The 20,882-nt window shown below is 69.5% G+C and carries 25 protein-coding genes; 11 read left to right on the forward strand and 14 right to left on the reverse strand.

The window, feature by feature from the left end; all coding sequences use genetic code 11:
* Nucleotides 1-44: 44 nt before the first annotated feature.
* The 5 genes from pucL to ACYVF3_RS08685 all read right to left on the reverse strand — a co-directional run bounded on the left by pucL (nucleotide 45) and on the right by ACYVF3_RS08685 (nucleotide 2,563).
* Nucleotides 45-935, reverse strand: a complete 891-nt coding sequence (gene pucL, locus ACYVF3_RS08665) for a factor-independent urate hydroxylase (protein ID WP_461153644.1) — start codon at nucleotides 933-935, stop codon at nucleotides 45-47.
* Between the two features lie 3 nt (nucleotides 936-938).
* A complete protein-coding gene (gene uraH / locus ACYVF3_RS08670; RefSeq protein ID WP_461153645.1) occupies nucleotides 939-1,283 on the reverse strand; it encodes a hydroxyisourate hydrolase in 345 nt (114 codons plus the stop codon).
* The gene (uraD, locus tag ACYVF3_RS08675; RefSeq protein ID WP_461153646.1) at nucleotides 1,280-1,780 is read right to left on the reverse strand and encodes a 2-oxo-4-hydroxy-4-carboxy-5-ureidoimidazoline decarboxylase; all 501 of its coding nucleotides are present in this window, start codon (nucleotides 1,778-1,780) and stop codon (nucleotides 1,280-1,282) included. The genes uraH and uraD overlap by 4 nt, the downstream gene beginning before the upstream one ends.
* Nucleotides 1,781-1,941: 161 nt before the next feature.
* Nucleotides 1,942-2,304 carry a helix-turn-helix domain-containing protein gene (locus tag ACYVF3_RS08680; RefSeq protein WP_461153647.1) on the reverse strand — a complete coding sequence of 121 codons (363 nt, stop codon included), beginning with the start codon at nucleotides 2,302-2,304 and terminating at the stop codon, nucleotides 1,942-1,944.
* 10 nt (nucleotides 2,305-2,314) lie between these two features.
* Nucleotides 2,315-2,563: a hypothetical protein gene (locus ACYVF3_RS08685; protein ID WP_461153648.1), complete on the reverse strand. Its 249-nt coding sequence runs from the start codon at nucleotides 2,561-2,563 to the stop codon at nucleotides 2,315-2,317.
* 63 nt (nucleotides 2,564-2,626) lie between these two features.
* Between ACYVF3_RS08685 and ACYVF3_RS08690 the strand changes: the two genes are divergently transcribed.
* Entirely contained in the window at nucleotides 2,627-3,427 is an 801-nt protein-coding gene (locus ACYVF3_RS08690; protein WP_461153836.1) for a hydroxypyruvate isomerase family protein, read from the forward strand.
* Between the two features lie 10 nt (nucleotides 3,428-3,437).
* Nucleotides 3,438-4,565 (forward strand): glycerate kinase, encoded by a 1,128-nt coding sequence (locus tag ACYVF3_RS08695; protein ID WP_461153837.1) that lies wholly within the window; start codon nucleotides 3,438-3,440, stop codon nucleotides 4,563-4,565.
* A gap of 153 nt (nucleotides 4,566-4,718) precedes the next feature.
* On the opposite strand, the gene ACYVF3_RS08700 is transcribed toward ACYVF3_RS08695, so the two are convergent.
* Genes ACYVF3_RS08700 through ACYVF3_RS08710 form a run of 3 tightly spaced genes read right to left on the reverse strand, consistent with a single transcriptional unit; the run spans nucleotide 4,719 to nucleotide 5,623 of the window.
* Nucleotides 4,719-5,129 carry a hypothetical protein gene (locus ACYVF3_RS08700; protein ID WP_461153649.1) on the reverse strand — a complete coding sequence of 137 codons (411 nt, stop codon included), beginning with the start codon at nucleotides 5,127-5,129 and terminating at the stop codon, nucleotides 4,719-4,721.
* Nucleotides 5,130-5,138: 9 nt separating this feature from the next.
* Nucleotides 5,139-5,327, reverse strand: coding sequence for a hypothetical protein (locus ACYVF3_RS08705; RefSeq protein ID WP_461153650.1), 189 nt, complete (start codon nucleotides 5,325-5,327; stop codon nucleotides 5,139-5,141).
* Nucleotides 5,328-5,338: 11 nt separating this feature from the next.
* Nucleotides 5,339-5,623, reverse strand: a complete 285-nt coding sequence (locus ACYVF3_RS08710; protein WP_461153651.1) for a zinc finger protein — start codon at nucleotides 5,621-5,623, stop codon at nucleotides 5,339-5,341.
* An 89-nt stretch (nucleotides 5,624-5,712) separates the two neighbouring features.
* On the opposite strand from ACYVF3_RS08710, the gene ACYVF3_RS08715 reads away from it, so the two are divergent.
* Nucleotides 5,713-6,558, forward strand: a complete 846-nt coding sequence (locus tag ACYVF3_RS08715; RefSeq protein WP_461153652.1) for a helix-turn-helix domain-containing protein — start codon at nucleotides 5,713-5,715, stop codon at nucleotides 6,556-6,558.
* Nucleotides 6,555-6,758, forward strand: coding sequence for a DUF397 domain-containing protein (locus tag ACYVF3_RS08720; RefSeq protein ID WP_461153653.1), 204 nt, complete (start codon nucleotides 6,555-6,557; stop codon nucleotides 6,756-6,758). The genes ACYVF3_RS08715 and ACYVF3_RS08720 overlap by 4 nt, the downstream gene beginning before the upstream one ends.
* 60 nt (nucleotides 6,759-6,818) lie before the next feature.
* Here the strand turns inward: ACYVF3_RS08720 and ACYVF3_RS08725 are convergent, their stop codons facing one another.
* The 4 genes from ACYVF3_RS08725 to ACYVF3_RS08740 form a co-directional block, all read right to left on the reverse strand.
* Nucleotides 6,819-7,322, reverse strand: coding sequence for a copper resistance CopC family protein (locus ACYVF3_RS08725; RefSeq protein WP_461153654.1), 504 nt, complete (start codon nucleotides 7,320-7,322; stop codon nucleotides 6,819-6,821).
* Nucleotides 7,307-7,873: a hypothetical protein gene (locus ACYVF3_RS08730; RefSeq protein ID WP_461153655.1), complete on the reverse strand. Its 567-nt coding sequence runs from the start codon at nucleotides 7,871-7,873 to the stop codon at nucleotides 7,307-7,309. Before ACYVF3_RS08730 ends, ACYVF3_RS08725 begins: the two co-directional genes overlap by 16 nt.
* Before the next feature lie 126 nt (nucleotides 7,874-7,999).
* The gene (locus ACYVF3_RS08735; protein ID WP_145744430.1) at nucleotides 8,000-8,455 is read right to left on the reverse strand and encodes a (2Fe-2S)-binding protein; all 456 of its coding nucleotides are present in this window, start codon (nucleotides 8,453-8,455) and stop codon (nucleotides 8,000-8,002) included.
* A 44-nt stretch (nucleotides 8,456-8,499) separates the two neighbouring features.
* Complete coding sequence (locus tag ACYVF3_RS08740) at nucleotides 8,500-10,722, reverse strand: xanthine dehydrogenase family protein molybdopterin-binding subunit (protein ID WP_461153656.1); 2,223 nt, start codon at nucleotides 10,720-10,722, stop codon at nucleotides 8,500-8,502.
* Nucleotides 10,723-11,512: 790 nt separating this feature from the next.
* Here ACYVF3_RS08740 and ACYVF3_RS08745 point away from each other — a divergent pair.
* From ACYVF3_RS08745 to tsaD, 7 genes are all read left to right on the forward strand, one after another.
* Nucleotides 11,513-14,224 carry a nitrate- and nitrite sensing domain-containing protein gene (locus ACYVF3_RS08745; RefSeq protein ID WP_461153657.1) on the forward strand — a complete coding sequence of 904 codons (2,712 nt, stop codon included), beginning with the start codon at nucleotides 11,513-11,515 and terminating at the stop codon, nucleotides 14,222-14,224.
* Complete coding sequence (locus ACYVF3_RS08750) at nucleotides 14,221-14,637, forward strand: roadblock/LC7 domain-containing protein (RefSeq protein ID WP_461153658.1); 417 nt, start codon at nucleotides 14,221-14,223, stop codon at nucleotides 14,635-14,637. The genes ACYVF3_RS08745 and ACYVF3_RS08750 overlap by 4 nt, the downstream gene beginning before the upstream one ends.
* 5 nt (nucleotides 14,638-14,642) lie before the next feature.
* Nucleotides 14,643-15,014 (forward strand): DUF742 domain-containing protein, encoded by a 372-nt coding sequence (locus ACYVF3_RS08755; RefSeq protein WP_145744699.1) that lies wholly within the window; start codon nucleotides 14,643-14,645, stop codon nucleotides 15,012-15,014.
* Nucleotides 14,995-15,594 (forward strand): GTP-binding protein, encoded by a 600-nt coding sequence (locus ACYVF3_RS08760; RefSeq protein WP_461153659.1) that lies wholly within the window; start codon nucleotides 14,995-14,997, stop codon nucleotides 15,592-15,594. The genes ACYVF3_RS08755 and ACYVF3_RS08760 overlap by 20 nt, the downstream gene beginning before the upstream one ends.
* Before the next feature lie 145 nt (nucleotides 15,595-15,739).
* Nucleotides 15,740-16,378 (forward strand): tRNA (adenosine(37)-N6)-threonylcarbamoyltransferase complex dimerization subunit type 1 TsaB, encoded by a 639-nt coding sequence (tsaB, locus tag ACYVF3_RS08765; protein WP_461153660.1) that lies wholly within the window; start codon nucleotides 15,740-15,742, stop codon nucleotides 16,376-16,378.
* A complete protein-coding gene (rimI, locus tag ACYVF3_RS08770; RefSeq protein WP_461153661.1) occupies nucleotides 16,375-16,857 on the forward strand; it encodes a ribosomal protein S18-alanine N-acetyltransferase in 483 nt (160 codons plus the stop codon). Before tsaB ends, rimI begins: the two co-directional genes overlap by 4 nt.
* Nucleotides 16,854-17,951 carry a tRNA (adenosine(37)-N6)-threonylcarbamoyltransferase complex transferase subunit TsaD gene (tsaD, locus tag ACYVF3_RS08775; RefSeq protein WP_461153662.1) on the forward strand — a complete coding sequence of 366 codons (1,098 nt, stop codon included), beginning with the start codon at nucleotides 16,854-16,856 and terminating at the stop codon, nucleotides 17,949-17,951. Before rimI ends, tsaD begins: the two co-directional genes overlap by 4 nt.
* Nucleotides 17,952-17,954: 3 nt before the next feature.
* Here tsaD and ACYVF3_RS08780 read toward each other — a convergent pair whose 3' ends face one another.
* Both ACYVF3_RS08780 and ACYVF3_RS08785 read right to left on the reverse strand, forming a co-directional pair.
* A complete protein-coding gene (locus ACYVF3_RS08780) occupies nucleotides 17,955-18,527 on the reverse strand; it encodes a SanA/YdcF family protein (RefSeq protein WP_461153663.1) in 573 nt (190 codons plus the stop codon).
* 91 nt (nucleotides 18,528-18,618) lie between these two features.
* Nucleotides 18,619-20,193, reverse strand: a complete 1,575-nt coding sequence (locus ACYVF3_RS08785) for an alkaline phosphatase D family protein (RefSeq protein WP_461153664.1) — start codon at nucleotides 20,191-20,193, stop codon at nucleotides 18,619-18,621.
* Between the last annotated feature and the right edge of the window lie 689 nt (nucleotides 20,194-20,882).

Consider the following 20,882-nt stretch of genomic DNA (forward strand, 5'->3'; position numbering starts at 1 on the left):
CAAGCAAGGCGACCCTGCAGCGACCCCTGAGAGAGGGGAAGTGCTCAGAACTCCGCCGTGCTGTACCACGCCATCGGCGCCTCGGCGACGTCGTCGCGGCGGACGACGCCCTCGATCAGGCCGTAGGGACGGTCGGCGGCGAAGAAGACCTCGTTGTCGTTCTCCAGCCCGAAGGGCTTGAGGTCGACGAGGAAGTGGTGCTTGTTCGGCAGCGACAGGCGGACCTCGGCCAGCTCCGGGTGCGCTTCCAGCGCGGCCTTGCCCATCTCGTAGAGGCTCTGCTGCAGCGCGAGGCTGTGCGTGGTGGCGAACGCCTCCAGCATCGTGGCGCGCACCGACTCGAAGCTCTTGGCCCAGTCCACGTCGGTGTGCAGGTAGCGCCAGCGCGCGGTGACCGCGGTGGCCAGGATCCGGTCGTTGGTCTCCGGCAGCGTCGTGTACTGGTCCTTCGGGTAGCCCCAGAACTCCGAGCCGGTCGACTTCAGGACCACCAGGTCCTTGAGGCCCGAGACGACGTGCGCCTGGTCGCCGTCGATGGTGACGGCGGTCGTGCGCTTCTCGTCGTGGGCGCGGGAGAACGAGTGGTCGTGGCCGGTGCCCTCGACGGGGATCCGCTGCCAGGCGTACTCGTCGACGAGCACGCGCGCCCCGTTGATGCCTTCGGCGGTGGAGACGAAGTGCCTGCCCAGACGCAGCGCGAAGTCCTCGATCTCGCCGACCGGCTGCTGCTTGGCGAAGGCGTAGACCGTGTTCTTCTGCGTGTCGGTCGGCAGGCAGTTGCTGTTGTCGCCGGTCAGGTGCACCTCGTTGAGGTCGCCGCGCAGCGAGGTGCTGACGTTGAGGTCCTTGATGGAGTGCCGCGGTGTCGACCGGTCCACGGTGACGATGCGGACCTCGGCCTTGCCGTACTGGTTCGGGCCCATGGAGATGCCCATGATTCAGCTCCCTCGGTAGGTGGAGTAGGCGAACGGGCTCAGCAGCAGTGGAACGTGGTGGTGCTGCTCGGGATCGGCGATCCGGAAGGTGATCGACACCTGCGGGTAGAAGGTGGCGGTGCCCTGCTTCTCGAAGTACGCGCCGGTGTCGAAGGTCAGCCGGTAGTCGCCGGCGTCGAGGCGGTCCGGGCCGAGGTCGCGGCAGCGGCCGTCGGAGTCGGTCAGCCCGGTCGCCGCGGGGTTCCCGTCCGCCAGGGGCTTGCCGTCGGCGGCTTCCAGCCGGACGGCGATGCCTGCCGCGGGAACACCCCGGGCGGCGTCGAGGACGTGCGTGGTCACAGCGCTCATTCTTCGATCACCTTCGCCAGCCGCAGAGCGGCGATCTTGCGGAGTTCGGAGTCGACGATGCGCAGCTCATCGGCGGGGTCGTTGTCCAGGCGGGAGCGCAGGATCTCCAGCAGCTCCTCGCCGCTGCGGCCGCTGGCGCACACCAGGTAGACGTGCCCGAAGCGGCGTTCGTACTCGATGTTGGCGTTGCGCAGCTCCTCGGCGAGTTCGTCGCCGACCCCGGCCTGCTCGCTGCGGGAGAAATCGGCGCTCCGGCCGGTTTCGGAGGTGCGCTCGCCGATGCGGGGGTGGGCGGCCAGCGCCTGGGAGATCTCGGCGTCGGTGAGGCCGGGGGCGGCCTCGGCCGCGGCCCGCTCCACGGACGCGTCATCGGCGAAGGGGCGCGCATCGGCGATGTCGGCCGCCCATCGGGTGATGTCCAGGCAGCTCAGCAGCCTGTCGATGAGCTCGGCCCGAGGTGCGTCGTTGAGCCGCTGCGCACCGGTGGTGGTAGCCATGCGCTTCTCCGCTGAAGTGGTTCACATGCCGGCTCGATCGTCCCGAGAGCACTCGGGGACCGCAGTGCCGGTCCGGTGCGGAAGAAGCTACGACCACCCCGAGAGAGTGTCAACAGTTTGTTGAAAATGCCAGGTCGGGGAGGTTGTGATAGGTGAAGCGCTCAGCTCTGCTGCTGATCGCGGTTGAGGTAGTTGTAGACCGTGAAGCGGCTGACGCCGAGCGCCTTGGCGACGGTTTCGACGGACTTGCGCATGCCGAACGCGCCGCGCTCCTCCAGCAACCGGACGGCCTTCTGCTTGTCCGGTCGGGGCAGGTCGGGCAGCTTCGCGCCGAGCTCGGTCTCCACCTCGCGGATCAGGCGGTCCAGGGCGCTGGTGAGCTCCTGACCCGGCACGCGCACGGCGACCGCCGGGGAACCCTCCCAGTCCAGCACGATGTCGCCCGGCTCCTGCTGATCGACGGGGATGGCTGTGGCCCCGATGCGTTCCAGCAGCGGGGCGATCGCGGTGGCCAGCGGATGCATCGCGACGAGCCTAGACCCGGTCGTCCTCGGCGGTGACCTGCAGGGTGATCCGGTTCGCCCCCGCCGCCAGCGCCTTGTCCAGGACCTCGGCGAGCGCGGGCAGCAGCTGCTCGCGGTCGGCGGTGATCGCGGTGCCCAGCGGGCCGAAGTCCGGTTCCAGATCCGCCGCCAGCAGGCAGTCCCGGGCCGCCAGCGCGTGCGCCGGTGGCTCGCCCTCGCCCTCGAACGGTTCCGTGGTGAACTCTGCGCGCAGCATCATGGACCGACCTCCTTGCCCGAGACGGTAGCGTTCGCTCGCAACCACGACCGAGACGGGAAGCCGATGATCACCGACCGGTTCGACGTCAACCTGTCGATCCTGTTCACCGAGCTCGATCTGCTGGAGCGACCGGCCGCGGCCAAGGCCGCGGGGTTCGACCGGGTGGAGTTCTGGTGGCCCTTCGCCTCCGCCACGCCCGCCGAATCCGAGGTCGAGAGGTTCGTCCGGGCGATCGACGAGTCCGGGGTCTCCCTGGTCGGGCTGAACTTCTTCGGCGGTGACCTGGCCGCCGGTGAGCGGGGCGTGCTGTCGGATCCGGACCGCTGCGGGGAGTTCGCGGCCAACGTCGACGTGCTCTGCGAGATCGGTGAGCGGCTCGGCTGCCGCGCGTTCAACGCGCTTTACGGCAACCGTCTCGACGGCGTGGATCCGCGCCTGCAGGACGAGGTCGCCACCGAGAGCCTGGTGCGCGCCGCCCGCGGCGTCGCCCGGATCGGCGGTACCGTGCTCGTCGAGCCGGTCAGCGGGATCCCGACGCATCCGCTGCGGACCGCCGCCGACGGGCTCGCCGTGGTCGACCGGGTGCGCGAGGCGGGCGGTGCGGATGACATCCACCTGCTGCTCGACCTGTACCACCTGGTGACCAACGGCGATGATCCGGACGTGGTGCTGGACGAACGCCCGGAGTCGATCGGGCACGTGCAGATCGCCGATTCCCCGGGGCGCGGAGAACCCGGTACCGGGTCGATCGACTTCGCGCACTACTTCGCCCGGCTCGACGAGGTCGGCTACACCGGCCACATCGGACTCGAATACAAACCCAGCGGCGCCAGTACCGAAGCCTTCGGCTGGATCTCGCGCTGAACCTAGGAGGCTGCAGTTGCCCGGTCCCGTTCTCATCGCACCGGACAAGTTCAAGGGCACCCTCACGGCACCGGAAGTCGCCGAGGCGGTCGCCGCCGGGCTGCGTGAAGCACGCCCCGACGTGGAGCTCAGGCTGGCCCCCGTCGCCGACGGCGGTGACGGCACCGTGGAGGCCGCGCTGGCGGCCGGGTACGCCCGGATGACGGTTCCGGTGAGCGGCCCGACCGGCTACCCGGTCGACACCGAGATCGCCTACGACGGTGAAACCGCCGTCGTCGAGCTCGCTTCCGCGTCCGGTCTCGCTCTGCTGGACCCCGACGACCTCGACGCGCTCGGCGCCTCCAGCGACGGGACCGGGGAGGCGCTGCTCGCGGCCCTCAGCACCGGCGCCCAGCGGATCGTGCTCGGCGTCGGAGGCAGTGCGTGCACCGACGGCGGCGCCGGGCTGCTCAACGTGCTCGGCGCGCGGATCCTGGACGTCAACGGCAATCCGGTCGCGCCCGGCGGCGGCCCGCTGGCCCGTGTCGGCGAGATCGACCTGTCCGGGCTGGACCCGAGGATCGCCGATGTCGAGCTGATCCTCGCGTCCGATGTGAACAACCCGCTCACCGGGCCGAACGGCGCCGCCCACGTCTACGGGCCGCAGAAGGGCGCGAACCCCGAGCAGGTGGAGCTGCTGGACACCGCCCTGGGCAAGTACGCGCAGGCCATGAAGGCCGCAGGCGGGCGGGACGTGGCCGAGGAGCCCGGCGCCGGTGCCGCGGGCGGAGTCGGGTTCGCCGCCCTGGCAGCCCTGGGCGCGACCATGCGGCCCGGGGTCGACGTCGTGCTGGACCTGGTCGAGTTCGACCGCCGCCTCGACGGCGCCGGCCTGGTCATCACCGGTGAGGGCGCGCTGGACGAGCAGACCCTGCACGGCAAGGCCCCGGCGGGCGTCGCGGCACGCGCCATCGCCGCAGGCATCCCGGTCATCGCCATCGCCGGCCGCTGCGACCTCACCCCGGAACGCTTGGCGGAAGCGGGGATCGACGCCGCCCACGCGTTGCTCGACGTCGAACCCGACCCGCAGCGCTGCATGTCGGACCCGGCCCCGATCCTGACCACCCTGGCCCGAACGCTGGCCGAAGAACACCTCTGAGCGAGGTGAGAAGCTCCCCCGCCCGAGCGGAACCGGGCTGGGGACGGTCGTCTTCACCGGGACGCACGGCACTTGGTGCAGCTGCTGCCCCCGCCTCCCTGGCGCGGGATCCAGGCGTGGGCACCGCCGCTCGGGCACTGGTCCATGCGCGATTCACCCGCGGTGCGCCTCCCGGCACTCGTCCGCCGAGACCGCTTCCGCCCACAGGCGCATCCGGTCGTCACGTCGGCGGAAGTGGGCGTGGAGCGAGTGGCCCCTGCTGAGGACCGCCAGGTTCTCCCGCCGGTCGTGCTCGATGTGCCGGTCATCCCCGATACGCCCGACGTTTCGGCCTTCGTCGTCGGCGGGCCCCAGGAGGTGGACGGTCGCCGGGTGAGCGTGCTCCCCGGTCATGGACGCCATCCACTCGCACACGGCCTCGGGAGACGAGAGCACCGCGGCAGGGGATCTCGACAACCGGGCGTCGCGCGTGCTGACCGCTTCGAGCGGAGCTCCCGTCGAGATCTCGACGTACGCGTGCCAGTGGACGCGGCGGTGCAGCCACTGATCGGGATCATGAAGCATGGAAGCCCTTCAGCGCTCGGTGACCGCGGAGATCACGTCGCCGTCGATGGCGGTGGACCGGTCGATCTCCCCGCGCAAGGCGGCGGCGACCCGGTCGCACACCAGCACCAGCTCCTCGCGCTCGCGCCGGGTGCAGTGACCGGCCTCGACGTTGTCGACCGCGGCGGCGATCGCCACGATCGCCGCCCGCATGATCATCGCGGTGTTCCTCACGGCCGGATCACCGCTGCGTGGGCGGTCTCGCGCGGCATCGGGGTCGCTGCCTTGCGGCGGGTGATCGCGTAGCACGACGGGCAGGTTGGCCACAGCCAATCGATTTCGCGGTCGTCGTCGGCGATCGGCTCTCCGCAGAGCGCCGTTGCAGCGGGTCCGGCGGTGACGTGGTCTGCCGCCGCGTGCCGCCGGCCGTTGGTCGGCGCCCAGTGGAATGGATGTGCTGAGCGGTCCATGAATCCCCCATGATTCGGACGGACGAACAGCATCAGTTGATGCATGCAGAGAAGATATTCTGCATGCAGAACCTCGGTCCATGCCCTGATCCGGTGGTACTGGGGCTGCCTGATGGTGTGCTTAGGATTGCTGCATGGTCAGCAGCAACGCCGACACCCCACGCGCCAGGGCGCTCGGCGCGCAACTCCGCGAAGCGCGGAAGGAACGTGGGTTCACCACTCGCAAGCTCGCTGAGCTCATCGGACGCAACGACTCGCACATCTCGCGGTGGGAGAACGGCAGGCTGATCCCGTCCCCGGAGGACACCGCAACGGTTCTCGCGGTTCTCGGCGTCAGCGGCGACGACCGCGAGCACTTGCTCGAACTCGCCCGCGACGCACTCGATCCGAACTGGATAGCGCCCGGGGTGGATCGGCAGCTCGCGGCGCTGACGGAGTACGAGCGGACTGCGAAGCGCATGACCAACGTCGAGCCGCTCATCATCCCCGGGCTGTTGCAGACCTACGACTACGCGCGGCACATCATGACGGCGTTCGGCAACCCCCGGGGAGAAGCCGAACAGCGCGCGACCCTGCGCGTAGGCAGGCAGCACGTGCTGACCGACTCCCCGCCGACAGACCTCGTGGCGATCATCGGCGAGTACGCGCTGCGCTACTCCGTCTGCCCGGACGACGTGATGCTCGCCCAGTTGGAGCACTTGCTGCGGAGCGCGGAACTCGACAGCGTGGAGATTCGAATCGTGCCGCTAGCGACTCCGACGCCCGCGATGTTGAACGGATCGTGGGCCCTCCTTGAATTCGACCGGGCGAAACCCGTTGTGCACCACGAGCACTTCCGTTCCTCGGCGACGATCACCGAGTTCAAGTCCGTCGAGAAGTACAGGGCATCGGTTGAAACACTGTTCGAGGTGGCTATGAGCCCTGACCAGTCCCGAGAGCTCATCGCCGAGGTGATCAAGTGCGAGGAGAAGGCGACATGACAGCACCGCACGTCCCGGACGGGTGGCGGAAGTCCAGTTTCAGCGGCGGTCAGACGAACTGCGTGGAGGTGGCTCGGTTGGGTGAGGGTGTTGCCGTGCGCGACACCAAGAACCGGGGCCAGGGCTACTTCGCGGCCGATGCGGCGCAGTGGTCGGCGTTCGTCGGGGCGGTCAAGGACGGCCGGTTCGGACGGCGTTGAACACCTGATGTGAACGGGCCCCTGCGCTGAGATCTCAGCTGCAGGGGCCCGTCTTTCGCTTCAGTCGTGCTCATCGGACTTCGAGCGGCGTGGGATCAGGGCGATCGCCACGATCAGCAGGAGGACGATCACCGTGCCGCCGCCGAAGATGAGCCACGTCGTGTAGCTGCCGCTGCTCGACTCGCCCGGCGGTGCGGGGGCGACGTTGAGGTAGTAGCCGCCCTCGGTGGAGTGCCCGTCGTCGAAGACGGTCGTGTACTTCACCGTGTGCAGACCGGGTTTCAGCGGTTCGATGTGGACGGTCACGTGGTTCGCGCTGACGTCCGGTTCCCCCGAGACCTGGTCGGCTCCCGTGGGGTCCTTGACCTCGATGCGCGGTGGCTTCGACTCGTCCAACGCCCCTGCGAAGTCCATCTCGATGCGGTCCACTCCGGCCTCGGCGGTGTCACCGGGGCCGGGGGAAGCGATGTTGAGCCCGCTGTGCGCGAGCGCGGTGCCCGCGCCCAGCAGGACCAGCAGCGCGATCAGGATCGCACCGAGGGTGGTTCTCAGAGGTCGGCGCATGCGATTCGGTTGTCGGTGAACTCGGCGGGGTGCACCACCAGCGACTTGGCCGCCTCGGCGGGCCTGTCGTTCTCGGCGGTCATGAACCCGCGACCGCTCGCGTCGGCGCTGAAGGCCAGGTGGATCTCGTTCGGCGGCATCTCGGAACCGGCCGGGTCGAACTTGAAGTGGTCACCGCCGGCCTCCTCCGCGCACGGCTTGGCGTGCACGTGGGCCATGTACTTCGAGTTCGGCGGCAGCCCGGTCATCTCCAGCGTGACGGTCGTGCCGCCCGGGTGGATCGCCATCCACGCGGTGCCCGCCGCCTGATCGGTGCCCGGCGGACGGGTCGCCAGCAGCGCGAAGGCGTTGCTGCGCAGCTGAGCTCCCTGGACGTCCTTGGCCGCCGTGGCGTTCGGGTCGCCCATGTTCATCTCCATGCCGCCACCGGCCTGCGCGTCGCCGCCGTGCTGCATGTGCGTGCTGTGGTCCTGGGACGAATCCCCGCCGCCGCACGCGGAAAGAGCCGCGCAGGCCACGAGCCCGGCGGCGAAGGACTTGCGAAGTGTCATGCCCTCATCAACTTCTTCTTCTCGGGTGTTCTGCGTCCTGCTCGGCGGTGTCGCGCACCGCTCGCTCGCAAGTCGAGGCAGGCGGGGAGAGCGGGGGTGGCCGGGCGCGAGGCCCGGCCACCGGGCTCACATGTTCTCGGCGGCCTGCTTGATGGCCTGCCGGATGCGGCCGTAGGTGCCGCAGCGGCAGACGTTCTCGATCTTGTCGATGTCCGCGTCGGTCGGCTCGCTGGTCTCGTTGAGCAGCGCGACGGCGGTCATGATCTGGCCGGGCTGGCAGAAGCCGCACTGCGCGACGTCGCGGTCCAGCCACGCCTGCTGCACCGGGTGCAGCTCGTCGCCGTCGGCCAGGCCCTCGATCGTGGTGATCTCGGTGCCGTCGGCGTCCTCGGCCGTGACCTGGCAGGTCTGGACCTCTTCGTCGTCCTGCAAGCAGGTGCAGGCCCGGCAGACGCCGACCCCGCAGCCGTACTTGGGACCGGTGATGCGCAGCTCGTCGCGCAGCACCCACAGCAGTGGCATCTCCGCGGGGACGTCGACCTCGACGTCCTTGCCGTTGACGGTGAACTCGTACTTGGGCATGTCGTTCGGGGACTCCTTAGCGGAAAGCTCTCGTCAGGCCGGGATCAGTAGTTGACCGGGAAGCTGCGCGGCTTGGTGCCGGTCGCCCGGGCGTACGCGGTCGCGATCGCACCCGCGGACACCGGAACGCCCAGCTCGCCCACGCCGCCCGGCTCGTCGGTGGTGGCCGGCAGGACGTGGATCTGCAGTTCCGGCGGCGTGTGGCGCTGGCGCGCCCACATGAAGTCGCTGAAGCTGCCCTCGCGCACCGCACCGTTGTCGATGTGGATGCCGGCCTGCAGCACCGTGGAGATGGCGTCGGTCAGACCACCCATCATCTGGGCCTCGATGCCGCGCGGGTTGAGCGGCAGACCCGCGTCGACGACGATCACGGCCTTGGTGACCCGCGGCTTCTTCGGGTCGACGGCGTTGATCTCGACCAGGCAGGCCGCGACCGACTTGAACTCCTCGTGCATCGAGATGCCCTGGGCGTGGCCCTGGGGCATCGAACGCCCCCACTTGCCTTCCTTCATGACCCGCTGCAGCACGGTCTTGGCGCGCTCGGTCTTGGCGTTCTCGAGCCGGAAGTTCGCCGGGTCGGAACCGGCCTTCTCCGCGAGCTGGTTGATCACCAGGTCCTCCGCGGTGCGGAAGGTCGCCGAGTGCACCGAGCGCCAGCTGCCGGTGTGCACGCCCTCCAGCGACAGGTCGTTCAGCGAGATCGTGGTCGTGCCGAACTCGTAGGGCACCGACTGGGTCAGGTTGAAGTACAGCTGCGCGGCCGGGAGCTTGCCGATGCCCGACTCGACGGCGGTCGAGGTGATCAGGTCACCGATGCCGTGGTTGAAGTCGGTCGCGACGCTGGCCATCTTGTGCGTCCAGGAGCGGACCTTGCCGCCGCGGAAGGACGCCTTGATGCGGTGGTGCGAGGCGGGGCGCATCCGGCCGTGCTTGGTGTCGTCGTTGCGGGTCCACATCAGCTTGACCGGCTTGCCGATGGCCTTGGAGACCTCGGCGGCCTCGATCGCCGCGTCGTGGAACAGGTGCCTGCCGAAGGAACCTCCGGCGCGGGTGACGTGCACCTTGACGTCGAGGACGCCGATCTTCGCCGCGATGTCCTTCTGCGCCACCTGCGGCGACTGCGCGGGGACCCACACCTCGGCGCTGCCGTCCTTGACGTCGGCGACGGCGTAGTTGACCTCCATCGGCGCGTGGCTGACGAAGGCGAAGTCGAAGCCGGCGTCGATCTCGTCGCCGTCGTCGTCGGCGACCGCGTCGTCCAGGCTGCCCGCCATGCCGGCCAGCTTCTCCTGGATGTCCGCCGACGACGTGTCGGTGATCGGGCCGTCCTTCCAGGTCACCTTGAGCTGCTTGGCCAGCTCCATGGCCTGCCAGGTGTACTCGGCGCACACCGCGACACCGCTGGAGATCTCGGCCGTGCCCTTGAAGCCCGACTTGTTGCGGATCGCGGAGTCGTCGTAGGACGCCACCTCACCGCGCAGCGACGGGGGGCGGACCACCACGGCCACGACCGAACCCGGGATCTTCAGGTCCGAGACGTAGCGGGCCTTGCCGGTGACGATGTCGGTCGCGTCGGCGCGGGTGTGGCCCTTGCCGAGGACCTTGAAGTCCTTCGAGTCCTTCGGGGTGGCCGGGACTGACGGCGCGAGCACCTTGGCGGCGTCCTTGGCCAGCTCGGCGAAGGTCGCCTTGCGACCACCGGGGCCGATCACGCCGGTTCCCTGCGTGAGGAGGCCGTTCGCCGAGACGCCCCACTTCTTGGCGGCGGCGGTCACCAGGCGCGAGCGCGCGGTGGCGGCCATCTGGCGCAACGGCTTCCAGAACGTTCGCACCGACGAGGAAGCCGCGGTGAACTGGTTGAACAGCAGCTCCGGCCGGGCGTCGGACAGCTCCACCACGATGTCCTGGGTGCGCGCGCCGAGCTCCTCGGCCAGCATCATCACCACGGCGGTGTTGAGACCCTGCCCGACCTCGAGGCGCGGGAGCTCGAAGCGGACCTTGTTGTCCGACAGGAACTCCAGCTTCATCAGCGCCATGGTCGGTGCGCTGGCGATCTCCATGAGGTCGCCGAAGTCCATGAGCCCCGAGACCGGGGGGAGCGGCAGCTGACCGGCGACCGGGGAGGCAGCGGCGGCGGCTTCACCCTCCATCACGTACTTGCCGGCGATCGTCAGCATCGGGGCCGCCGCGACGTAGGTGAGGAAGCGGCGGCGGCGCGTACCGGTCGCCGACGAGCTCGCCTCGTGGTCGGTGGTGGGGGGAACCATCCAAACTCCTCTCGCGCGCCGGCACTCGAACGGCCCCGACCGGGACCATTCACCGAGCGGAAAAGACGTGCCGACGTACTTCAACGGGCCAGGCAGGACTTGTCCGACTTCAGAGCCGTCGCTAACCCCGTGCGAGGCGGAGGGTGTGCATCGCGTTATCGAAAATTCATTTCCGGTGGCCTAGAGTGATCACAATGCGGCATGTGGCCGCAAATGTCACTTCGAGTGACCGGGAAGCTTTTCGAAGATAACTTTCCGGGGTTGTGCTGACTTCCTCTGGGGTCGGGGGAAATGGTGCATGAAAAGTCGGTGAGGCCGGATTCCCGGCCAACGTCGCGAGAGCCTACCTGAAGCTTGAGAGGCCTCTGAATCACCCTAAGGGAAGCGTTTGAGCTAGGCCGAATGGAGCAATTAACTGCGAAGCGGAATCTCTTTTGGTCGGATGGCCAATCAGTCGGAACCGGTTCAGCAGCACCGAAGTTGCCCAGGCTGTTCGGTGGCAGTTCGAAGATCGTCGGGATATCCGGCAATGCAATTCAGCATTGCCGGACGCGTCTGCTAATCTTCCCGCGCATCCTGCCCGACCAGCGTATATAACAATTGTGTCGATAGCTTCCAAAAGCGCGTTGACCACGGATGAGCGCAGTCCTAGGCTGCGTCGTCATCTGATGGGCCGATGCGCCCTGAATTTCTCAGCGTGCCCGCAGGCCCGGCCGTTTCGAGGCGCACCGGGTCGGCGCCGGTTCTTCTCGCTGCGGCCAACCAACGGAGAAGGTTTGAGACGAGGTCCATGTCAACGCTGAAACGCCTCTTCGCCTCCGGCACGATCCAGCGGCGACTGCTGGCCATCGCACTCGTCCCGAGTGTCGCGGCCCTGCTCGTCGGCGTGGGCTTGTCCGGGTACCTGATTTTCCAAGGACTCGGCGTGCAGAACTACGTCGGCAGACTCGCCGACGCGAAGGACCCCTCGGCCCGCTTCGTCGCGAACCTGCAGGACGAGCGCCAGCTCTCCCTCGTCTACCTGAGCAACCACAACGAGCGCCGCAACCTCGACGAGATCCGCAAGAAGTTCGACGCCTCGCTGGCCGAGATGGACGGCGTCGCCGAGGAGTTCGCCGACTCCGTGCCCGCTGACGCGCGCGGCAACTTCGACGAGTTCCGCTCGCAGCTGAGCGCCGTCAAGGAGGTCCGCAAGCAGGTCGACGGCGGGCCCGGCGAGATGGACGCCGTCTACAAGTTCTACAACGGGCTGTTCGACGCCTACAACATGAGCTTGCGGACCTACGTCCGGTACGCGCCCGACGCCCAGGTCTCCTACGAGAGCTCGGTTTCCGCCGACCTCATGGACGCCGCCGACGCCATGGCCCGCGGGCACGCGCTCGCGCTGGGGCGCACCTCGGTCGGCATGTCCCCGGCGCAGTACCACGAGTACGCGCACCAGATCGGCGCCTTCCACGACAACCTGAACTCGCTGACCCCGCGCATGACGCCGGTCGAGCAGCAGACCTACAAGGACCTGCAGAAGGGTTCGTCCTGGACCCGGGTGGACGCGGTGCAGGACGCGATGGAGGTCGCCGGTGCTCAGGCCGCGGCCGGGCAGGTCATCAAGGTCCCGGTCAGCACGACCGACTGGATCGACTCCACGCACGACCTCGCGGGCGAGCTCAACGCGCTGTCGACCTCGCACTACCAGTACGCGTTGCAGCTCGGTGGCGTCGTCGCCGGCGAGACGCTGCTGACCTCGGGCATCACCGGCGCGATCATCGTGCTCGTCGTCCTGATCGTCTTCCTGGTCGCGCTGCGGCTGTCGAACCTGCTGGTGCGACGCCTCAACAAGCTGCGCAGCCAGACGCTGGCGCTGGCCGAGCAGGAGATGCCGTCGGTCGTGGCGCGACTGCGCAACGGGAAGCAGGTCGACGTCGAGCGCGAGGTCTCCTGGCTGCGCTTCGGCAACGACGAGATCGGTGAGGTCGCCAACGCCTTCAACGAGGCGCAGCGCACCGCCATCCGCGCCACCGTCGCCGAGTCCGAGACCCGGCAGGGCGTCCGCTCGGTGTTCCTCAACATCGCGCACCGCAGCCAGGTCATGGTCCACCGCCAGCTGCAGGTGCTGGACAAGGCCGAGCGCAAGCTGGAGGACCCGGACCAGCTGGAGCTGCTGTTCCAGCTCGACCACCTGGCCACCCAGTCCCGCCGCAACGCCGAGAACCTGATCATCCTCGGTGGTCAGCGTCCCGGCAGGCAGTGGCGCAACCCCGTCCTGCTGCACGACGTGGTGCAGGGAGCGGTCGCCGAGACCGAGCTCTACGCGCGCGTCGAGATCCAGCAGCTGCCCGAGATCTCGGTGCAGGGCCGCGCGGTCGCCGACCTCGTCCACCTGCTCGCCGAGCTGGTGGACAACGCGACCTCGTTCTCGCCGCCGGAATCGCACGTCGAGGTGCGCGGCAACGTGGTCGGCAAGGGCATCATCGTCGAGATCGAGGACCAGGGCATCGGTCTGGAGCCGGAGAAGCTCGACGAGCTCAACCAGATGCTCGCCAGCCCGCCCGACTTCTCGGTGATGGCGCTGACCGAAGAAGCCCGGATGGGTCTGTTCGTGGTCGCTCAGCTGGCAGGCAGGCACGGGATCAAGGTCACCCTGCGCGACTCCGCCTACGGCGGGATCCGCGCTGTGGCGCTGATCCCGAACCACATCGTCGCCGAGCGCGGCCCGCAGACCGAGCGCCAGGACCGCGTCGAGCAGAGCGGACCGCAGGCCGCCGTTCCGGCCGCCGAGCCGGAGACCCGGCCGGCGATGCCGCGCAAGCGCTGGATGGAGGGTCGGCTCGACCCCGACGTCGCGCCGGACCCGATCGGGCCGGACAGCCCGATCACGCCGCACAACCCGGTCAGCCAGGACGGTGCCACGCAGCGCTGGACCCGCCCCGGGACCAACGGATCCGGCCCGTCCACCGGCGAGATCACGGCGCAGCAGCGACCGGGCGAGCAACAGCGCCCGGCCGAGCAGCGGCGTCCGGCGCCGCCGCAGCAGCGCCCGCCGGAACCGCCGCGCCAGCCCGCTCCCCGGGCCGAGCAGCAGCGTCCGGTGATGGGCGAGACCCCGCCGAACATGCCGGGCCTGTCGTCGAACATGCCGGGCGCGTCTGGTGAAATCCACTCGGCGGAGGGCGTCGTCAACGGAACCAACGGCTCTGGTCCGCCGAAGAGCGGTACCACTGCGGGAGTTTCGGTGAACACTTCGGTTTCCAGCTCGACCGACAAACCACCGCTCCCGCAGCGCAGGCGGGGCCAGAAGGCCAACCTCGCGGCACCGCTGCGCGCGCAGATCGACCAGGGTCAGAAGCCCGAGGCGGCACCGCAGCAGCCCGCTCCCAGCAGCGGACCGCCGCGGACGCCCGACAGGTTCCGCAACAGCATGAACGCCTTCCAGACAGGCACCAAGCGAGCGCGCATCAACGACGTGAACGACGAGGCTGCGCGGCCAGGAGGAAACGAGGCATGACGCTGAAGGCTTATAGCAAGGAAGTTGACTGGCTGCTCAACGATCTCGTTCAGCGGCTGGCCGGTGCGGACAAGGCCGCGCTGCTGTCCTCCGACGGTCTGCTGCTGGGCAAGACCCCGCAGCTGGCTCAGGCCGACGCGGAGCACCTGGCCGCGGTCGCGTCCGGCTTCCAGAGCCTGTCGAAGGGTGCGGCGCTGCAGTTCGACGGCGGCGAGGTCTACCAGACCGTCGTGGAGATGGCGAACTGCTTCTTGATGGTCACCGCGGCCAGCGAAGGCGCCTGCCTCGCGCTGATCGCCACGGCGGACGCCGATCTCGGGATGATCGCCTTCGAGGCGAACCGCATGGTCACCCGCGTCGGCAACTACCTGAGCTCCGCGCCCCGTGCCGCCGGTTCCCCCGTTGATGTGTGAGCGCGATGTCCGGCGGGCGAGGATGGTTCGACGAGGACGCGGGACCGGTGGTGCGGCCGTACGCCCTGACCAAGGGGCGTACGCGGGCCACGAGCTACGAGCTCGACCTGATCACGCTCGTCGTGGCGCGCCAGCCGCTGCCGCCGAACGCGCGTGCGCTTTCACCCAACTACCAGCGCGTGCTGTCGGCGTGCGGATATCCGGTCTCGGTCGCCGAGGTCGCTGCGCGGGCCGATCTCCCGCTGGGCGTGGTGAAGATTCTGATCAGTGACTTGATCGAGCGGGACTACGTGGTCTTCGGACCGGATTCGTCGCCGACGGCCGGGCCGAGTCTCGACATGATGCAGAAGGTGCTGGATGGAATCCGCAAACTCTGAACAAGCCAGCCTCAACGCGGTCGCGGCGAAGATCCTCATCGCGGGTGGTTTCGGTGTCGGCAAGACGACCCTGGTGGGGTCGGTCAGCGAGATCGTGCCGCTGCGGACCGAGGAGACGCTGACCGAGGCCAGCACCGGGGTCGACGACCTGACCGGTGTGGAGCGCAAGACCACCACCACGGTGGCCTTCGACTTCGGCCGCATCACGATCAGCTCCGACCTGATCCTCTACCTGTTCGGGACGCCGGGCCAGGAGCGCTTCTGGTTCATGTGGAACGAGCTGGCCAACGGGGCGCTCGGGGCGATCGTGCTGGCCGACACCCGGCGGCTGGACAGCTGCTTCGCGGCGATCGACTACTTCGAGGGCCGCGGGCTGCCGTTCATCATCGGCGTGAACTGCTTCAACGGAACCCAGATCTACGATCCCGAAGAGGTCCGGCGCGCGCTGGACATCGACGAGAACGTGCCGATCATGCTGTGCGACGCGCGGCAGCGGGACTCCAACAAGCAGTTGCTGACGACCTTGATGGAGCACGTCATGGCCGTCACCCGCGCCAAGCAGCAGCACGCGATGCGCTGATCCGCCCCCGTGCGGCAGGCCCCCGGCATGAGCCCGGGGGCCGCCGCGCATCCGGGCTCCGGTCCCGGGACCACCGCTGCGCGCCGCAGGTCCGCCTCGGACCCGACGACCGTCCGTGACCAGCGCTGACGTACGCTGAATAGCTGTGCTCGTCATAGCGCTGGACACCTCGACGCCCGCGGTCACGGCAGGACTGGTCGCCTTCGACGACGACCGCCCGCGGGTGCTCGCCGAGCGCGTCACGATCAACCCGCGCGCCCACGGCGAACTGCTGATGCCGCAGCTGGTCGACGTCATGGAGGAAGCCGGTCGCGGTTTCGCCGACGTCGAGGCGATCGTCGCCGGCATCGGGCCGGGGCCGTTCACCGGTCTGCGGGTCGGCCTGGCCACCGCCGCCGCGCTCGGGCAGGCCCGCGACCTGCCGGTGCACCCGGTCTGCAGCCTCGACGCCATCGCCGCCGCGGCCGGGGTGACCGGACCGCTGCTGGTCGCCACCGACGCGCGCCGCAAGGAGGCCTACTGGGCCGCCTACGACGGCGCCACCCGCGTCGACGGCCCGCACGTCGCCCGCCCCGCCGACGTGCCCGTGGACGGGTACCCGGTCGCCGCGGGCGAGCTCGCCGAGGCCGTCGGCCTCGAAGCGATCGAACCGCGGTTCCCCACGCCCGCCGGCCTGGTTTCCGCCGCCTCCTTCGACGCCGAGCCCGAGCCGCTGGTCCCGCTCTACCTGCGGCGGCCGGACGCCGAGGAGCCCGGCAAGCGGAAGTCGGTGCTCACCAGGTGAGCGAGCCGGCCGCCGAGGTCAAGATCCTCAAGCTGCGACGCGCGGACCTGCGCCGCTGCGCTCAGCTGGAGCAGGTGCTGTTCGCCGACGACGACCCGTGGTCGCAGGCGGCGTTCTCCTCCGAGCTGGACCAGGGCCATCACTACGTCGGCGCCTACCTGGGCGAGCGGTTGATCGGCTACGCGGGACTGGCGGTCAACGGCCGGCCGCCGCACCTGGAGGCCGAGGTGCACACCATCGGCGTCGACCCCGACCACCAGGGGCGCGGTGCCGGGAAGGCGCTGCTGCGCGCGTTGCTGGCCCGAGCCGACGAGCGAGGGGCGGCGACCTTCCTGGAGGTGCGCACCGACAACGAACCGGCCATCGCGATGTACCGCGACCACGGCTTCGAGATCGTCGGACTCCGCCCGCGCTACTACCAGCCCTCCGGGGCCGATGCCCACACCATGCGACGTGAAGCGCCGAAGGAGGCGTCATGAGCGGCACTGCAGCTCCCGGTTCTCGTGGGAGCCGGCCGGTTCCGGGCGACCGGATCGTCCTGGGGATCGAGAGCTCCTGCGACGAAACGGGTGTCGGCCTGGCCCGGCTCTCCGCTGACGGCGGTGTCGAGCTGCTGGCCGACGCCGTGGCCTCCAGCGTGGACGAGCACGCGCGGTTCGGCGGCGTGGTCCCGGAGATCGCCAGCCGCGCGCACCTGACCGCGATGGCTCCCACGATGCGCCGCGCGCTGGACGAATCAGGTCTCTCGCTGTCCGATGTGGACGCCATCGCGGTCACCGCCGGGCCCGGACTGGCCGGTGCGCTGATGGTCGGCGTCGCGTCCGCAAAGGCCTACGCGACGGCGCTCGACGTGCCGCTGTTCGGCGTCAACCACCTGGGCGGGCACGTCGCCGTGGACACCCTGGAGCACGGCGCGCTGCCGGAACGCTGCCTGGCGCTGCTGGTTTCCGGCGGGCACAGCCAGCTCCTGCTGGTGGAGGGCGTCGGCGAGAAGATCACCGAGATCGGCAGCACCATCGACGACGCGGCGGGCGAGGCCTACGACAAGGTCGCCCGCCTTCTCGACCTGCCCTACCCGGGTGGTCCGCCGATCGACGCGCAGGCCAAGCTCGGCAACCCGAAGGCCATCGCGTTCCCGCGCGGCCTCACCGGTCCGCGCGACGCCAAGTACGACTTCTCCTTCTCCGGCCTCAAGACCGCCGTCGCCCGCTGGGTCGAGACCGAGCAGCGCGCGGGCCGGGAGATCTCGGTTCCCGACGTGTGCGCCTCGTTCCAGGAGGCCGTCGCCGACGTGCTCACCGCCAAGGCGGTGCGCGCCGCGCAGGACCACGACATCGACACGCTGGTGATATCCGGTGGTGTGGCGGCGAATTCGCGGTTGTCGGCGCTCGCGCGCGAGCGCTGCGCCACCGCGGGGATCACGCTGCGCGTGCCGCGTCCGCGGCTGTGCACCGACAACGGCGCGATGATCGCCGCGCTCGGAGCCCACGTGCTGCACTCCGGTGCCAAGCCGTCACCCCTGGACATGCCGGCGAACCCGGGTCTTCCGGTGCACGCCATCGTCGTGCGCTGAGGATCAGCGCGGCAACCAGAAGGCCTTGACCGTCGCGAGGTACTCGCGACGGGTGGCCCGCGCGTTGACCCGCCGCAGGCCTTCGGCCGCCGCGTCGTGACCGACGCCGTGGGCGTCGATCCCGAGCCGCCGGGCCAGCGCGATCGACCGGCGCAGGTGGAATCGCGTGGTCACCACGGTCGCGGAGCCGTGCTCCTCGGCGGCCGTCCGGCAGGACGAGTAGGTGTCCACACCGGACTCGTCGAGCACCAGCGATTCCTGCGGAATCCCCTGCGAGAGAAGGTAGTTCGCCATCGTGACGGGCTCGCTGTGCCCTCGGGACTCCGGCGAGCCGCTGACGATGATCCGCCGCACCTTGCCCGCCCGGTGGAGATCCCGGGCGAGGTCCAAACGCCCCTGCAAGATCCGGCTCGGTGCTCCGTCCCAGCGGACCCCGGCGCCCAGCACGAGGGCGACGTCGTTCGCGGGAACGTCGTCGACACCCCGCACCCGCCCGGCGCTGCGTCCCCGCGCCCACAGCAACGGGATCGCCAGGAATCCGGCCACCAGGCCGAGGAGTACCAACACCACACGCACGCGGCCAGTCTGCCACCCCGCCTCTCGGGCGGCCTCACGCGCAACCGCGGGAGCCGCGCGTGCGACTCCCGCGGTTCTCGTCAGGACGCGGTCAGGCGGGGTTGAGGGCGGGGTTGCCGTCCTCGATGACGAAGGACTTCGCGGTCGAGGCGGTGGCGTCCTCTTCGGACACCTTCGACAGGACCCGGTAGTCGGCCGTCAGCTGCGTGCCGGTGAACTTCGTCCGCACGTATCCGCGGCGGTCGGCGTAGAACTTCACGTGCGGGTTCTCCGACAGGACGTCCTCGTTGGTGTCGTCGCTGCCGTCGCCACCGCTGGTGACCGACGTGGTGACCAGCTCGGTCCCGACCGCGCGCGAGTCGGGGTCGTCGTGGGTGCGCTTGATCTCCGCCGCCCAGTGCCGGTGCACGTCACCGGTCAGCACGACGCCGTTGCGGACCTTGCTGTCGGCCATGGCGTCGGCGATGCGGTCGCGGTTGGCGACGTAGCCGTCCCAGGCGTCCATGTTGTAGCCCTCCTCCGAACCCGGGGTGAGGTCCAGCTTGGAGAAGACCACCTGCTGGCCGAGCACGTCCCAGCGCGCGGAGGTGCTGTTGAAGCCGTCGATGATCCACTGCTCCTGCTCGGCGCCGGTCAGCGAGCGCTTCGGGTCCTCGCGGTCGTCGCAGCCGGACTGCACGCCATCGCCGCACACCTGGTTGCTGCGGTACTGCCGGGTGTCGAGCATGTGGAAGTTGACCAGCGAGCCCCAGGAGAGCCGCCGGTAGAGCTGCAGGTCGATCCCGTCGGGCTTGGAACCCGAGCGCAGCGGCATGTTCTCGTAGTACGCCTGGAACGCGGCCTTGCGCCGGTCGAGGAAGCCGTCGTCGGGCTTCTCCGGGGTCTCGTCCGCCCAGTTGTTCTCGGTCTCGTGGTCGTCCCACACCACGACCCACGGCGCGGTCGCGTGCGCGAGCTGCAGGTCGGGGTCGGTCTTGTACTGCGCGTGCCGCTGCCGGTAGTTGGCCAGCGTCCGGGTTTCCGGTCCGAGGACCTTCCGGACGTCGTCGTCGGACGCGGCGTACTCGTACTGGTAGTCGCCGAGGTGCAGGATCAGGTGCGGTTCGTCCTCGGCCATCCGCCTGTAGGCGGTGAAGTAGCCCTCGCCGTAGTGCGCGCACGAGGCGAAGCACATGGTCAGCTCGCCGAGCGAGCCCGCGGCGGGAGCGGTCCGGGTCCGGCCGACCGGGGAGATCGCGTCCTGGGCCTTGAAGCGGTAGAAGTACTCGGCTCCGGGCTGGAGCCCTTCGAGCTCGACGTGGACGCTGTGCCCCAGATCAGGTGCCGCCTGCGCTTCGCCGGACTGCACGACGTCGCTGAACTTCTCGTCCGTGGCGACCTCCCACTGCACCGGGACGACCTTGTCGGGCATGCCGCCCAGGCCGTCGTCGTTGGTGGGGTCGGTGGCCAGGCGGGTCCAGAGCACCACGCCGTCCGGCAGCGGGTCGCCCGAGGCGACGCCGAGGGTGAAGGGGTCGGCCAGCTTGCGGAGGCCCGCGCCGGGCATCGCCAGCGCGTTGGCCACGGCTGATCCACCCAGCGCGGTCGCGCCGAGGGCGGCGGCACCGCCCAGCAGCACGGCGCGCCGGGTGAACCGGCCGGGTAACGGAACGTGGGATTCGGACATCTCAAGCCCTCCAGGTCTCCTGCGGACACATCCGCAGATCGACGGTGTCGTCCGTGGAGGTCGGAAACTACCCAGATGCCTGAAGGGTTTGGTGAATTCTCGGCAAAATCAGGCGGCCGCACCATCGCGGCCTCGTCTCGAAGGAGGCGTCCGCTACTTCGGACGCCAGCTGGATCGGGTCGGAGGACCGGACGGACCAGGCGGGCGAGCGGGTCGGGGACGTCGTTCCCACGGCCGGTTCGCGGGCTTGGATCGGGCTGGCATGCCGTGCAACCTAGGACACCGGACGCTGCTGGCGTGAACCTCCTGGGGCCTTTGGTGAGATTCCCCGCATGCCGATCTACCAGGGATGATCACGCTGCGCGCAGCGGAGGTGACGACGTCGCAGGTGGAACCCGGTGCGGTGATCGACACCGAGTGCCACCACCTTCAGTGATGCCATCGACCCGTTGGGTGAATCGACCCCGATCGGCGGTTGCGGGGAGCTCCGCGCGGGTTGAATGAACCCCGCCCTTCGGGGCGCCTGGACGTTGCCGTTGAATGCAGCGAGTCGCGTTCCGGCGTTCGGGTGAGTGGGTGGCTGTTGAGCGTTGGCACTCTCCTGGGTAGAGTGCCAAACAGCACGGCGCCACCGCGCCCCGGCACCCGCGACGACGGGGAGCAACGGAGCCGTCATTCCCAGCCAACGC

The organism is Saccharopolyspora tripterygii (assembly GCF_054778355.1).

Excerpts from the sequence above, each read along its gene's own strand:
- ACYVF3_RS08710 (WP_461153651.1), bottom strand. The coding sequence starts at position 5,623 with ATGCATCAACTGATGCTGTTCGTCCGTCCGAATCATGGGGGATTCATG.
- tsaD (WP_461153662.1), top strand. The coding sequence starts at position 16,854 with ATGAGCGGCACTGCAGCTCCCGGTTCTCGTGGGAGCCGGCCGGTTCCG.
- ACYVF3_RS08735 (WP_145744430.1), bottom strand. The coding sequence starts at position 8,455 with ATGCCCAAGTACGAGTTCACCGTCAACGGCAAGGACGTCGAGGTCGAC.
- uraH (WP_461153645.1), bottom strand. The coding sequence starts at position 1,283 with ATGAGCGCTGTGACCACGCACGTCCTCGACGCCGCCCGGGGTGTTCCC.
- ACYVF3_RS08700 (WP_461153649.1), bottom strand. The coding sequence starts at position 5,129 with ATGCTTCATGATCCCGATCAGTGGCTGCACCGCCGCGTCCACTGGCAC.
- ACYVF3_RS08715 (WP_461153652.1), top strand. The coding sequence starts at position 5,713 with ATGGTCAGCAGCAACGCCGACACCCCACGCGCCAGGGCGCTCGGCGCG.
- ACYVF3_RS08740 (WP_461153656.1), bottom strand. The coding sequence starts at position 10,722 with ATGGTTCCCCCCACCACCGACCACGAGGCGAGCTCGTCGGCGACCGGT.
- ACYVF3_RS08730 (WP_461153655.1), bottom strand. The coding sequence starts at position 7,873 with ATGACACTTCGCAAGTCCTTCGCCGCCGGGCTCGTGGCCTGCGCGGCT.
- ACYVF3_RS08750 (WP_461153658.1), top strand. The coding sequence starts at position 14,221 with ATGACGCTGAAGGCTTATAGCAAGGAAGTTGACTGGCTGCTCAACGAT.
- ACYVF3_RS08685 (WP_461153648.1), bottom strand. The coding sequence starts at position 2,563 with ATGATGCTGCGCGCAGAGTTCACCACGGAACCGTTCGAGGGCGAGGGC.
- ACYVF3_RS08720 (WP_461153653.1), top strand. The coding sequence starts at position 6,555 with ATGACAGCACCGCACGTCCCGGACGGGTGGCGGAAGTCCAGTTTCAGC.
- ACYVF3_RS08690 (WP_461153836.1), top strand. The coding sequence starts at position 2,627 with ATGATCACCGACCGGTTCGACGTCAACCTGTCGATCCTGTTCACCGAG.
- ACYVF3_RS08760 (WP_461153659.1), top strand. The coding sequence starts at position 14,995 with ATGGAATCCGCAAACTCTGAACAAGCCAGCCTCAACGCGGTCGCGGCG.
- ACYVF3_RS08745 (WP_461153657.1), top strand. The coding sequence starts at position 11,513 with ATGTCAACGCTGAAACGCCTCTTCGCCTCCGGCACGATCCAGCGGCGA.
- uraD (WP_461153646.1), bottom strand. The coding sequence starts at position 1,780 with ATGGCTACCACCACCGGTGCGCAGCGGCTCAACGACGCACCTCGGGCC.
- ACYVF3_RS08680 (WP_461153647.1), bottom strand. The coding sequence starts at position 2,304 with ATGCATCCGCTGGCCACCGCGATCGCCCCGCTGCTGGAACGCATCGGG.
- ACYVF3_RS08705 (WP_461153650.1), bottom strand. The coding sequence starts at position 5,327 with ATGATCATGCGGGCGGCGATCGTGGCGATCGCCGCCGCGGTCGACAAC.
- pucL (WP_461153644.1), bottom strand. The coding sequence starts at position 935 with ATGGGCATCTCCATGGGCCCGAACCAGTACGGCAAGGCCGAGGTCCGC.
- ACYVF3_RS08755 (WP_145744699.1), top strand. The coding sequence starts at position 14,643 with ATGTCCGGCGGGCGAGGATGGTTCGACGAGGACGCGGGACCGGTGGTG.
- ACYVF3_RS08725 (WP_461153654.1), bottom strand. The coding sequence starts at position 7,322 with ATGCGCCGACCTCTGAGAACCACCCTCGGTGCGATCCTGATCGCGCTG.
- ACYVF3_RS08785 (WP_461153664.1), bottom strand. The coding sequence starts at position 20,193 with ATGTCCGAATCCCACGTTCCGTTACCCGGCCGGTTCACCCGGCGCGCC.